Origin of the sequence: Kitasatospora sp. HUAS MG31, from assembly GCF_040571325.1 — a bacterium.
GTDB lineage: Bacteria > Actinomycetota > Actinomycetes > Streptomycetales > Streptomycetaceae > Kitasatospora > Kitasatospora camelliae.
In genome coordinates, this window is sequence record NZ_CP159872.1 from 1385815 (window position 1) to 1398265 (window position 12451).

The window sequence follows — 12451 nt, forward strand, 5'->3', positions numbered from 1 at the left end:
CATGCAGAATGCGCGGAGACGTCGACGATGCCGCTCCCGCGCCGGCAACCTGCCCGGCCGGACGCAGGTCGCCGTATGCTGCGGAGCACGGCTGGGTTCGGGCGCGACCCGACCCACCCACCAGTCCGGCCGTCCGGTTCTGCTCGGGAGTTGCAAAGCAATGCGAATTGGTGTCCTGACCAGCGGCGGTGACTGCCCCGGCCTGAACGCCGTGATCCGTTCCGTGGTCCACCGGGGGGTGGTCGACCACGGCGACGAGATCATCGGCTTCCAGGACGGCTGGCGCGGTCTCCTCGAGGGCGTCCACCGCCCCCTGACCCTGGAGTCGGTGAGCGGCATCCTCGCCCAGGGCGGCACGATCCTCGGTTCCTCCCGGGTGCAGCCCAGCCACCTGCGGGACGGCGTCGAGCGCGCCAAGCGGCTCTGCGCGGACCTCGGGATCGACGCGGTCATCCCGATCGGCGGCGAGGGCACCCTCAAGGCCGCGAAGCTGATGAGCGACGGCGGCCTGCCGGTGGTCGGCGTCCCGAAGACCATCGACAACGACATCGCCTGCACCGACGTCACCTTCGGTTTCGACACCGCCGTCTCCGTCGCCACCGAGGCGCTGGACCGGCTCAAGACCACCGCCGAGTCCCACCAGCGGGTCATGGTCGTCGAGGTGATGGGCCGTCACACCGGCTGGATCGCCCTCAACGCGGGCATGGCCGCCGGCGCCCACGCCATCGTGGTGCCCGAGCGCCCCTTCCACATCGACAAGCTCACCGAGGTCGTCCGGGAGCGCTTCGACCGGCACAAGAAGTTCGCCATCGTCGTCTGCGCCGAGGGCGCCAAGCCGGAGCCCGGCACCATGGCGTGGGAGGAGGGCACCAAGGACATGTACGGCCACGAGCGGTTCACCGGCATCGCCACCCAGCTCTCCCGCGAGCTGGAGCACCGCCTCGGCAAGGAGGCCCGCCCGGTGATCCTCGGCCACACCCAGCGCGGCGGCACGCCCACCGCGTACGACCGGGTGCTGGCCACCCGCTTCGGCTGGCACGCCGTCGAGGCCGTCCACAAGGGCGCCTTCGGCCACATCACCGCCCTCCAGGGCACCGACATCCGCCTGGTCCCCCTCGCGGAGGCCGTCGCCGAGCTCAAGACCGTCCCGGCCGAGCGCTACGTCGAAGCCGAAACCGTCATCTGACCCACCCGGGTACCCCGAGAGCGGGCCCCGGTGCCAGAGCGGACACCACAACAGGGGCGCGGGACTGCGCACGGAAGACAGCTCACGTCGAGCCCTCCCGCCGCGCGCAGTTCCCCGCGCCCCTTTCCGTGCCCGCCCGGTTGCGCGGTTACCAGTGGGTAGGTAGCGCGAGGCCCTGCGGGAGCCTGGTCGCCGCGTCGCCGCGGGCCGCGTTGAGCTGGGCCTGGGTGAGGAAGATGCTGCCGGTCAGGTCCGCCCCGCGGAGGTCGGCGTCACGCAGGTCCGCCCCGATCAGGTCCGCCGCCCGCAGGTCGGCGCCCCGCAGGTCGGCGGCGATCAGGTACGCGCCCCGCAGGTTCGCCCCGCGCAGGTCCGCGTTCCGCAGCCGCGCCCCGATCAGGTCCGCTCCCCGGCGGTCCATCGGCTTGCGCCGGACCTCGGCCCGGACCAGGTCGCTGGCCCGCAGCAGCAGGGTGTTGACCTCGCCGCGGTGGGCGGCCACGTCCGTCGCGAGGATCTCCTCGGGGCTGCCCCCGGTCAGCTGCTCGGTGCGGGTGAGGGCGTCGCGGAGTTCGGCGTGGACCGGCCGGGCGGCCGGGAGGGTGAGCGCCTCGGCGAGGTACCAGAGCAGTTCGTGGAGCTGCCGCATCACCGGGAAGACCTGGAACATCCGTTCCGCCGTCTCGGGGTGCTCGCGCCAGCTACGTCCGTCGAAGGTGCTCTGCGAGACCTTCTGGCCGGCGCCGAAGCAGTCGAAGACGGTGCAGCCGCGGTAGCCCTGCTGCCGCAGGTCGCGATGGATGCCGCAGCGGAAGTCGTCCCGGAGGTTGCGGCAGGGGGTGCCGGCGTCCTTGTTCGCGGCGAAGTCCGAGCTGGCCGAGAAGGCGAGCGCGACGCAGCACAGCCCGAAGCAGCTCCCGCAGTCGGAGAGCAGGTTCAGGCGGGTCCGGTCGGGCTCGGGCCGGGCGGTGGAACGGGTCTCGGACAACGCTCGGGGTCTCCTCGGGGCGGGACGGGGCAGGACGGGGCGGTTCCGGGCGGACCGCCTCCGTCCCACCCTATCGACCGGGCCCCGCCGTCCTCCCCGCTCCGCTGCCTCCCCGCCCGCTCCGCCGCCCGGCCCGGCCCGGTGCGCTACGCGGTGGCCGGGCCCGCCTGCTGGCGTCCGCCGCCGCTGCCGGCCAGGCCCCGGGTGTCCTCGGGGGCGAGGGGGGCGGTCAGTGAGGAGAGGTCCCAGGCGTAGGTGCCGACCGCGTGGGCGATGACGTCGATGTTGACGTCCAGGGCGTGCTCGTCGATGTTGGCGAGGGTGTCGCAGGCCTGGTGGTAGCAGGGGTCGAAGGCGGTGCCGGCGGTGCCGCCGTACCGCTCGGCCTGGGCCTGGGTCTTGAGGATCTCGGAGCCGGTGAAGGTACCGCCGGCCGGGATGCCGACGGCGATGAACGGGCCGTAGTCGGAGCGTCCGGTGAAGTCGGTGCCCTCGTGCGGCAGCCGGCGGCCGTCCAGGTAGCCGTTGATCAGGCGCTCGATCTGGGCGGAGCCGGCCGGTCCGGCGGGCGAGCCGACGTGGTCGGAGTCGTCCCCGTCGAAGACGAACTGGGCGGCGTTGGGGGAGCCGATCATGTCGAAGTTGAGGTAGAGCCGGATCCGGGCCCGTTCCTCGGCGGGGAGCGAGTCCACGTACGCCTCGGAGCCGACCAGGCCGAACTCCTCGGCCGACCACCAGGCGAACCGGACCTTGTGGCGGACCGGGTTGTGGCCCAGGTGCTCGGCGACCTCCAGGATGCCCGCGGAGCCCGAGCCGTTGTCGTTGATGCCGGGCCCGTCGAGGACGGAGTCCAGGTGGGCACCGACCATGACGGTGTCGGCCGGGTCGCCGCCCCGGGTCTCGGCGATGACGTTCCAGGTGCGGCGGGTCTCGTGGTGGGTGCGGATCTCCAGGGCGACGTCCACCGGGCCGGCCGCGGCCCGGGCGGCGAGCGCCTCCCCGGCGGCCTTGCCGATGCCGCCGGTGGGGATCCGGGCGGCCGCCGGGTCGCCGAGGGTGCCGGAGAGCTCGCCGTCCAGGTTGTTGTAGATGATCGCGGCCACCGCCCCGGCGTCCGCGGCGGCGGCCTGCTTGGCGGCGAAGGTGCAGCCGCCTCGCTTGATCAGCGCGACCTTGCCGGCGAAGGCGGCGGTGTAGTCGGCCGCCTCGCAGCCGGTGGTGTCGTCCACCGGCACCACCGCCACCGGCGCGGTGATCCCGCCCTCCGGGGTGCTGGCGGAGTAGGTCATGGCGCGGACCGGCACGTCCTCGGCCTGCGGGGTGAGGATCCGCAGGTGCTCGGCGAGGGTCTGGGTGAAGACGAAGTCGAACTCGTGGCGGGAGACCAGCAGCCCGGCGCGACGGGCCCGCTCCTCCACGTACTCGGCGGACCGGCGGTGGCCCTCCGACCCGGCCACCCGGGTTCCGCCGTTGCCGTCCGCGATCCGCTGGAGGCGCTCCAGCGTCCGGCGGGCACCGTCGGCGCTGCTCAGGTGGACCAGGCGGCGGGCCAACCGCTCGCCCCGGCGGGCCGGGTCGTCGGCCGAGGCGTCCGCGGCGCCGGCCAGCACCAGGGGTGCGGTCAACGCGGCGAGGGCGAGGGCGGATCGGGCGGTACGGCGGGTACGTGCGGGCACAGCGCATCCTTCCGACGGTCCGTGGTGCCAGCAAGCTACCCACTCGCCGGGCGAACCGCCATCGTGCGGACGGGATGTGACGCGATGTCAGCCGAATGCCGCGCCCCCTCCCGTCCCCGTCCCCACCGGCCGGGAGGCACCCGCCTGCCGGAAACCCGCCTTCCGGGAGGCGCCGGCCCGCCGCCGCCCGGCGCGCCGCCGAACGAGCCATCCCGCCGCCCGGCCCCGGCGAGGCACCCTCGACCGCCGCGCGCCCGCGCCCTACGGTGACGGGATGGAGATCCTCGCCTACGGCGTGCAGACGGACGAGCGACCCCTGCTGGAGGCCGCCTTCGCGGGCCGGCACGACCTCCGCTGCCTGTCCGCCTCCCTCAACCGGGACACCGCCCCGCTGGCCGCCGGCGTCCCGGCGGTGTGCACCAGCGTCAACGCCGAGCTGACCGCCGAGACCCTGAAACTCCTCGCCGCCGGCGGCACCCGGCTGATCGCCCAGCGCTCCACCGGGTACAACAACATCGACCTCAAGGCCGCCGCCGACCTGGGCCTGACCGTCTCCCGGGTCTCCGCGTACAGCCCGAACTCGGTCGCCGAGCACGCCTGGGGCCTGGCGCTCGCCGTGAACCGGCACCTGACCCGGGCGGCCAACCGCACCCGCGACTTCGACTTCCGGCTGGACGGGCTGCTCGGCCGGGACATCCACGGGATGACCATCGGCGTGCTCGGCACCGGCCGGATCGGCGCCTGCTTCGCCCGGATCGCCCACGGCTTCGGCACCGAGCTGCTCGGCTGGGACATCGCCCCGAACCCGGACTGCCTGGACCTCGGTATGACCTACGTGGACCGCGACGAGCTGCTGACCCGCAGCGACCTGATCAGCCTGCACGTCCCGCTGCTCCCCGAGACCCGCCACCTGATCGACGCGACCGCCCTCGCCCTGATGAAGCAGGACGCCATCCTGATCAACTCCAGCCGCGGCGGGCTGGTCGACTCCGCCGCCCTGGTGGAGAGCCTGCGCTCCGGCCGGCTCGCCGGGGTCGGGCTGGACGTGTACGAGGAGGAGGCCGGGGTCTTCTACACCGACCGCTCGGTCGAGGGCGTGACCGACGACGTGCTGGCCCGGCTGATGACCTTCCCCCAGGTGGTGGTCACCTCCCACCAGGGGTACTTCACCCGGACCGCCGTCGGGCAGATCATCGCGGCGACCGTCCGCAACGTGGACGACTTCGCCGAGGGCCGGACCGGCGCGAACACCCTCGTCGCCGGCATCCGCTAGCCCCGATGCCCGCCCCGCCGAGCCGCCCCGGCGCCGGGACGAATCGTTTCGCCGGCCGACCGAACCCGCTGACCGCCCCGGCCCGCAGGCTGGTCGCCCTCGCCCGCCGGGGCCTGCACGACCCGGTCGTGGCCCTGACCCTCCGGGCCACCGCCGCGTCCACCCTCAGCTATGTGGTCGCCCTGCAGCTCAGCAACGAACCCGCCCCGCTGACCGCCCCGCTCACGGCGCTGCTGGTCGTCCAGGTCACCCTGTACTCCACCCTCACCACCAGCGTCCGCCGGGTGAACTCGGTGGTGGTCGGGGTGGTGATCGCGATCGGGTTCAGCGCCGCGATGGGACTGAGCTGGTGGAGCCTGGGCCTGATCATCCTGGCCTCGCTGACCGTGGGACAGTTCGTCCGGGTCGACGAGTTCGTCAACGAGGTGGCGATCAGCGCCATGCTGGTGCTCGGCGTCACCCAGGTGACCAGCCAGGCCTGGGACCGGGTGCTGGAGACCCTGATCGGCGCCGTCGTCGGCCTGCTCTTCAACCTGGTGTTCGTCCCGCCGGTGTGGGTGGAGTCGGCCGGCCAGTCCGTCGAGGACCTCGCCCGCCGGGCCCGGCGGCTGCTGCTCGGTATCGCCGAGGAGCTCGGCACCCCGACCCCGGTGGAGCGGGCCGCCGCCCGGCTGCACGAGGCCCGCCGGCTCGACCAGGCGATCGCCGACGTGGACGCCGCGCTGCGGCAGGCCGAGGACAGCCTGCGGCTCAACCCCCGGGTCCAGGAGGGCGTGGTCGACCGGGTCCTGCTGCGTACCGGCCTGGACACCCTGGAGATCTGCGTGGTGGTGATCCGGGTGCTGGCCCGCTCCCTCACCGACCTGGCCAAGCGCCGCGAGCGCGGCGAGGCCCTGCTCGCCCCCGACGTCGCGGTGGAGATGGAGGAACTGCTCGGCCACCTCGGCGGCGCCCTGGTCAGCTTCGCCGTCGTGGTCACCGCCCAGGTCAGCCGGAACGCCGAGGAGGCCGAGGACCGGCTCGCCTCCGAACTCGCCGCCGCCCGCTCGGTCCGCGAACGCGTGGCCCAGATGCTGCTGCGCCGGGTGCAGGAACACCCGGGGGCCTGGCAGCTGCACGGCTCGCTGCTGGCCGAGATCGACCGGATCCTCGACGAGCTCGACCTGGAGCACCGGGCGCAGCGGCTGATGGAGGAGCTGGACCGGGCCTCGGTGGCCAACCGCGACCGGTTCTCCCGGCTCGGCCGGCTGCGACGCCTCGCCCGGGGCGAGCGCCGCGGCGACGGCACCAAGCGGGCCCGCCCGCCCGCCCCGGCGGCACGCGGCTGACCACCCCGGTCCGGCACGTCTCCGGGCTTCCGGTCACGGCTCGTACGCGGTCGTCCGCGGTGGTACGCGGTCGTACCGCCCGGTCGTGCGCGGTCGTCCGCGGTCGTACCGCCCGGGCGGGTCGGACGTGGCGGGGGGGTGGGGCCGGGTGCGGGCCGGTCGTAAGGCCCGCCTACGCTGGTCCGGAAGCAAAACGGACGAACCGGACCGGGCGCGCGGCGCCGGACGGGCGGCATGACGGAAAGCGGGACCCGCCGATGGGCGACGGCATGGCAGGGATGCACCACCACGGAGGGGACACGCTCGGACCGTTCACCCTCTCCAACGCCCTCGACTGGTCGCCGGACTGGCCGTTCCTGATCGGCTGCCTGGTCGCCCTCGGCCTCTACACGGCCGGAGCCGTCCGGCTGTGGCGCCGCGGCGACAGGTGGCCGGTCGGCCGGGTGATCGCCTGGACGGCCGGCGTCGGCACCATCCTCCTGGCCACCAACACCGGGCTGAACGACTACGGCATGGTGCTGTTCAGCGCCCACATGATCCAGCACATGGTGCTGTCCATGCTCTCCCCCATCCTGCTGCTGCTCGGCGCGCCGATCACCCTCGCCCTGCGGGCGCTGCGCCCGGCCGGCAAGGGCCGCGGCCGCGGACCGCGCGAGCTGCTGGTGGCGCTGCTGCACAGCCGGTACATCCGGGTGGTCTCGCACCCGGCGTTCACCATCCCGATGTTCATCGCCAGCCTGTACGCGCTGTACTTCACCCCGCTGTTCGACTTCCTGATGGGGTACCGGATCGGGCACATCGGGATGATGGTCCACTTCCTGGCGGTCGGCATGCTCTTCTTCTGGCCGATCATGGGCGTGGACCCGGGGCCGCACCGGCCCGGGTTCGTGATGCGGATCATCGAGCTGTTCATGGGGATGCCGTTCCACGCCTTCTTCGGCGTGGCGGTGATGATGGCCACCGGCCAGCTGGTCACCACCTTCGGCGCGGCCACCGCCCCGCCCGGGACGCACCTGCTGGACGACCAGAAGATCGCCGGCGGCATCACCTGGGCGTTCGGCGAGATCCCGACCGCCATCGTGCTGATCGCCCTCACCCTCCAGTGGGCCCGCTCCGAGGAACGCCAGGCCCGCCGCCGCGACCGCGCCGCCGACCGCGACGGCGACGCCGAGCTCGCCGCCTACAACGCCTACCTCGCCTCCCTCGACAAGCGCACCGCCTGACCCACCACCCCGACGCCCGCCTTCCCACCGGAGGCGGGCGTCCTGCTTTCAGCCCCGCGCCCCCGCCCACCTCAGAACCCCAGCAACCTCCGCACCACCCCCGCATCCACCCCCACCGCCACCCGCACCGCCGCCCCCGCCTCCGCCTCCGCCAGCTCCATCAGTGATTCCTCCCCCTCACCCGTCTCCACCTCACCGGCCTCCCCCGCCCCCACCCCCACCACCAGCAGCTGCCCGCACGCCCGCCGCCCACCCAGCACCGCCGGCCCGTCCCACCCCGGTGCCCCCGGCCCGAGGTCGGTCTGCTGGTCGAGCAGCAGCCGCCCGCCCCGCCGTACGGTGAGCCGCGCGGTGATCCGCCCGGTCCCGGCGCCCCGCGCCCAGTCGTGGTGGCGGCCGAGGACCTGTTCCTCCCGGTACCGCAGCCGGGCGGTCTCCGCGAGGTCGATGCGGGTGGTGGTGATCAGGTGGCTGCCGGCGGCGGCGATCACCGGTTCGGGGAGCCAGTGCAACTCCGCGTTCTCGCCGACCGCGAGGTCGAGGTCGTACCGGGCGGGCCGCCGGTCGGCGGAGGGCAGGCTGACGGTGGCGGCCGCGCTGCCGACCTCCAGGGCGGCGCCTGGCCGGACCTCGGCGCGGAGCGCGAGGTGGTCGCCGCCGATCGGCGCGGCCATCGAGCCGACGATCACCACCCGGGCCGGGTGGGTGCCCCGGGTGCGGCGCAGGGCGATCGGTCCGCCGCCGGCCAGCACGGGCAGGTCGGTGCCGCCCCGCCCGTCCGGCTCGGCCGTGATCCGCGCGGTGGCGGCCGTGGTGGCGGCCGGCGCCGTCCGCGCCTCGAAGGGGCTCACTCCGGTGTCCCGCCTCCGGTCGCGCGGGCCCGGTCGGCGAGCCGGGCGCGGACCCAGGCGGCCACCGGGGCGACGCCGTCCGCGGTGGCGAGGGAGGTGAACACGGTGGGGAGGTCGCCGCGCTGGGTCCTGGCGTCGCGGGCCATCACCTCCAGGTCGGCGCCGACCAGCGGGGCCAGGTCGGTCTTGTTGACCACCAGCAGGTCGGAGGTGGAGACGCCGGGGCCGCCCTTGCGGGGGATCTTGTCGCCGCCGGAGACGTCGATGACGAAGACCTGGTGGTCGACCAGGCCGCGGCTGAAGGTGGCGGTGAGGTTGTCCCCGCCGGATTCGACCAGCACCAGGTCGAGCGGGCCGACGGTGGCCTCCAGGTCCTCCACGGCCTCCAGGTTGGCGGAGATGTCGTCGCGGATGGCGGTGTGCGGGCAGCAGCCGGTCTCCACGGCGGTGATCCGCTCGGGCGGCAGGACGGCGTTCCGCAGCAGGAACTCGGCGTCCTCGGTGGTGTAGATGTCGTTGGTGACGACCGCGATCGACAGTTCGTCGCGCAGCGCCCGGCAGAGCGCGGCGACGGTGGCGGTCTTGCCGGAGCCGACCGGCCCGCCGAGGCCGATCCGCAGCGCGTGCGGGCCGTCGACGCGCGGGCCGTCGGCGCCGTCCGCGGACGGGCCGGCGCTCTGGTGGGTGTGGCGGGCCGGGGCTTCGTGGAGGTCCACGTGGTCACGATGCAAAGAGACGCACCTTCCAAGTGCTGTGCCGCTCGGCGTACAGGTCGAGCAGCGGGGCGGAGGCGGCGGGCAGTTCGCCGCGTTCGGCGGCGCGGACGGCGTCCGCGCTCACGGCGTCCACCTGCGGGGCGAGCCGGGCGAGTTCGGCGGCGACCCGGTAGGGGTCGAGTCCGAGCAGGCGGAGGCAGGCGGTGGCGGGGCCGTTGACGCTCTCGTACGCGGCGATGCCGGCCGCCTGGGCGGGGGTGAGGCCGGCGGCCCTGGCGGTGGCGCCGAGGACGACGGGCTGGTGGGCGCCGCGCGGGTGTCGCTCGCGCAGGCGGTGGAGGTCGGGGTGCGGCCAGGCCGCGAGGGCGGCCCGCAGCAGCTGGCGTCCCAGGCGGCGGCTGGTGGCGCGCTGGACAGGCGAGGGGGTCCGGGCGTCGGCTGCTTCGTCGAGTGCGGCGGGGTCGCCGCCGGCGGCGGCCGCGGCGGCCAGGGCGGCGGCGGTGAGTCCGGCGGTGTGCAGGCGGCCGGTGAGGAAGGCGGCCATGCTGGCGGTGTCGTGCACCCGGCCGGCCGCGACGGCGGCCTCGGCACCGCCGGAGTGGGCGTGGCCGCCGGCCGGGAACCGTCCGTCGGCGAGGAGGAGGAAAGCGGACAGGGACTGCTCCTTCCATGAGGGGTCCACCCCGGGTGCCCCACGAGCACCCGCCGGTCAGAACAGGAAGTACCTCTGCGCCATGGGCAGTTCGCTCGCCGGCGCGGGCGTCACCCGCTCGCCGTCGATGGCGACGGTGAAGGTGTCGGGGTCGACCCGGACGTCCGGGCGGGCGGTGTTGTTGACCATGTGGTCCTTGGTGACGCCCCGGGTGTTGCGGATGGCGGTGAACGGCTTGGCCAGGCCCAGGCGTTCGGGCAGGGCGTCGTCGATCGCCGACCTCGCCGTGAAGTTGAGCGAGTTCGCCGAGGCGGCCCGGCCCCGGGCGCCGAACATCGGCCTGGGCAGCACGGGTTGCGGGGTGGGGATGGAGGCGTTGGCGTCGCCCATCTGCGCCCAGGCGATCTGGCCGCCCTTGATCACCAGGTCCGGCTTGACCCCGAAGAAGGCCGGCGACCAGAGCACCAGGTCGGCCAGCTTCCCGGGTTCCACCGACCCGATCTCGTGGTCCATGCCCTGGGCCACGGCCGGGTTGAGGGTGTACTTGGCGACGTAGCGGCGGGCCCGGTGGTTGTCGGCCCGGCCGTCGCCGGGCAGGGCGCCGCGGCGGGCCTTCATCACGTGCGCGGTCTGCCAGGTGCGCAGCACCACCTCGCCGATCCGGCCCATCGCCTGGGAGTCCGAGCTGATGATGGAGATCGCGCCCAGGTCGTGCAGGACGTCCTCGGCCGCGATGGTGGAGGGCCGGATCCGGGACTCGGCGAAGGCGAGGTCCTCCGGGACGTGCGGGCTGAGGTGGTGGCAGACCATCAGCATGTCGAGGTGCTCGTCCACGGTGTTCACGGTGTGCGGCCGGGTCGGGTTGGTGGAGCTGGGCAGCACGTTGGGCTCGGAGACCACGGTGATCAGGTCCGGGGCGTGCCCGCCGCCGGCGCCCTCGGTGTGGTACGCGTGGACGCCGCGTCCGGCGATGGCGGCGAGGGTGTCGCCGACGAAGCCTGCCTCGTTCAATGTGTCGGTGTGGATGGCGAGTTGGGCGCCGGACTGCTCGCAGACGCGCAGGCAGGCGTCGATCGCGGCCGGGGTCGCGCCCCAGTCCTCGTGGATCTTGAACCCGATCGCGCCGCCGCGGAGCTGGGCGTGCATGGCCGCGGTGTCCACGGTGTTGCCCTTGCCCAGCAGGCCGATGTTGAGCGGCAGGTCGTCCAGGGCGGCGAACATCCGGGCCAGGTGCCAGCCGCCGGGCGTGACGGTGGTGGCCTTGCTGCCCTCGGCCGGACCGGTGCCGCCGCCGACCAGGGTGGTGATGCCGGCGGACAGGGCCGTGTCGGCGAGCTGCGGGCCGATGAAGTGGACGTGGGCGTCGACCGCGCCGGCGGTGAGGATCCGGCCGTTGCCGGAGATCACCTCGGTCTCGGGGCCGATCACCAGGGCGGGGTGGACGCCGTCCATGGTCTCGGGGTTGCCGGCCTTGCCGAGGGCGGTGATCCGACCGTCCCGGATGCCGACGTCGGCCTTGACCACACCCCAGTGGTCCAGCACCACCGCGCCGGTGATCACGGTGTCGGGGGCGCCCTGGGCCCGGCCGGCGCGGCTCTGCCCCATGGACTCGCGGATCACCTTGCCACCGCCGAACACCGCCTCGTCACCGCCCGCGGCACGGTCCTCCTCGATCTCGATCAGCAGGTCGGTGTCGGCCAGCCGGATCCGGTCGCCGACGGTCGGCCCGTACAGGTCGGCGTACCGCTCACGGCCGACCACCAGGGCGGGACGGCGAGCGGCCGGCCTCAACGGTCCCGTCGGCTCGGGAACGGCGGTCGGCTCGGGCAGGGCGGTCGGCCCCGGTACTGCGGGCGGCTCGGGCACGGCGGTCGGCCCCGGTACGGCGGGCGGCTCGGGTGCGTCGAGGGCGACGGGCTGCTCAGGCATCGAGCGGGCCTCCGGTCTCCCCGCGCAGGCCGTGGACCTCGCGACGGCCGCCGAGCGGGACCAGCTCGACCGCGACCGGGATCCCCGGTTCGAAGCGGACGGCCGTGCCGGCCGGGATGTTGAGCCGCTGCCCGCGGGCGGCGGCGCGGTCGAACTCCAGGCCGGGATTGGCCTCGGCGAAGTGGTAGTGGGAGCCGACCTGGATCGGCCGGTCGGCCGCGTTCAGCGCGGTGAGCCGGGTGACCGGCCGGCCCTCGTTGAGCCCGATCACGCCCTCGCCGTACAGGATCTCGCCGGGGACCACCGGCCGCGCGGCGGTCACCGGATCGGCCCGTGGACGGTGACCAGCTTGGTGCCGTCCGGGAAGGTGGCCTCCACCTGGACCTCCGGGATCATCTCCGGGACGCCGTCCATCACGTCCGCGCGGGCGAGCACCCCGCGGCCGGACTGCGTCAACTCGGCCACGGTCCGGCCGTCGCGGGCACCCTCCAGGACGTGGGAGGTGATCAGGGCCACCGCCTCGGGATGGTTCAGCCGCAGGCCGCGGGCCTGCCGGGAGCGGGCCACGTCGGCGGCCACATGGATGAGCAGGCGTTCCTGCTCGTGCGGGGTGAGCTTCATCTGCGGAC

The 12451-nt window shown here is 74.4% G+C and carries 12 protein-coding genes; 4 read left to right on the forward strand and 8 right to left on the reverse strand.

Features of this window, described 5'->3' with window-relative positions; translation table 11 throughout:
- The first annotated feature begins 160 nt into the window (after positions 1 to 160).
- The gene (locus tag ABWK59_RS06585; RefSeq protein ID WP_354638654.1) at positions 161 to 1186 is read left to right on the forward strand and encodes a 6-phosphofructokinase; all 1026 of its coding nucleotides are present in this window, start codon (positions 161 to 163) and stop codon (positions 1184 to 1186) included.
- Between the two features lie 148 nt (positions 1187 to 1334).
- Here ABWK59_RS06585 and ABWK59_RS06590 read toward each other — a convergent pair whose 3' ends face one another.
- Entirely contained in the window at positions 1335 to 2174 is an 840-nt protein-coding gene (locus tag ABWK59_RS06590) for a pentapeptide repeat-containing protein (protein WP_354638656.1), read from the reverse strand.
- A gap of 146 nt (positions 2175 to 2320) precedes the next feature.
- On the reverse strand, positions 2321 to 3850 hold the full coding sequence (locus tag ABWK59_RS06595) for a M28 family metallopeptidase (protein ID WP_354638658.1): 1530 nt from the start codon (positions 3848 to 3850) through the stop codon (positions 2321 to 2323).
- Positions 3851 to 4124: 274 nt separating this feature from the next.
- On the opposite strand from ABWK59_RS06595, the gene ABWK59_RS06600 reads away from it, so the two are divergent.
- The 3 genes from ABWK59_RS06600 (at position 4125) to ABWK59_RS06610 (ending at position 7674) form a co-directional block, all read left to right on the forward strand.
- Positions 4125 to 5123, forward strand: a complete 999-nt coding sequence (locus ABWK59_RS06600; RefSeq protein ID WP_354638660.1) for a 2-hydroxyacid dehydrogenase — start codon at positions 4125 to 4127, stop codon at positions 5121 to 5123.
- A gap of 5 nt (positions 5124 to 5128) precedes the next feature.
- Positions 5129 to 6451, forward strand: coding sequence for an FUSC family protein (locus tag ABWK59_RS06605; RefSeq protein ID WP_354638662.1), 1323 nt, complete (start codon positions 5129 to 5131; stop codon positions 6449 to 6451).
- A gap of 278 nt (positions 6452 to 6729) precedes the next feature.
- The gene (locus ABWK59_RS06610; protein ID WP_354644844.1) at positions 6730 to 7674 is read left to right on the forward strand and encodes a cytochrome c oxidase assembly protein; all 945 of its coding nucleotides are present in this window, start codon (positions 6730 to 6732) and stop codon (positions 7672 to 7674) included.
- Positions 7675 to 7745: 71 nt separating this feature from the next.
- Here the strand turns inward: ABWK59_RS06610 and ABWK59_RS06615 are convergent, their stop codons facing one another.
- The 6 genes from ABWK59_RS06615 to ABWK59_RS06640 are packed head-to-tail and all read right to left on the reverse strand — an operon-like array spanning position 7746 to position 12443.
- Positions 7746 to 8525: an urease accessory protein UreD gene (locus ABWK59_RS06615; protein WP_354638664.1), complete on the reverse strand. Its 780-nt coding sequence runs from the start codon at positions 8523 to 8525 to the stop codon at positions 7746 to 7748.
- Positions 8522 to 9241 (reverse strand): urease accessory protein UreG, encoded by a 720-nt coding sequence (gene ureG, locus ABWK59_RS06620; protein ID WP_354638665.1) that lies wholly within the window; start codon positions 9239 to 9241, stop codon positions 8522 to 8524. Before ureG ends, ABWK59_RS06615 begins: the two co-directional genes overlap by 4 nt.
- Positions 9242 to 9245: 4 nt before the next feature.
- Entirely contained in the window at positions 9246 to 9923 is a 678-nt protein-coding gene (locus tag ABWK59_RS06625) for an urease accessory protein UreF (RefSeq protein ID WP_354638667.1), read from the reverse strand.
- Positions 9924 to 9950: 27 nt separating this feature from the next.
- On the reverse strand, positions 9951 to 11822 hold the full coding sequence (locus ABWK59_RS06630) for an urease subunit alpha (protein ID WP_354638669.1): 1872 nt from the start codon (positions 11820 to 11822) through the stop codon (positions 9951 to 9953).
- Entirely contained in the window at positions 11815 to 12126 is a 312-nt protein-coding gene (locus ABWK59_RS06635) for an urease subunit beta (RefSeq protein WP_354644845.1), read from the reverse strand. The genes ABWK59_RS06630 and ABWK59_RS06635 overlap by 8 nt, the downstream gene beginning before the upstream one ends.
- 14 nt (positions 12127 to 12140) lie before the next feature.
- A complete protein-coding gene (locus ABWK59_RS06640) occupies positions 12141 to 12443 on the reverse strand; it encodes an urease subunit gamma (RefSeq protein WP_354638671.1) in 303 nt (100 codons plus the stop codon).
- Between the last annotated feature and the right edge of the window lie 8 nt (positions 12444 to 12451).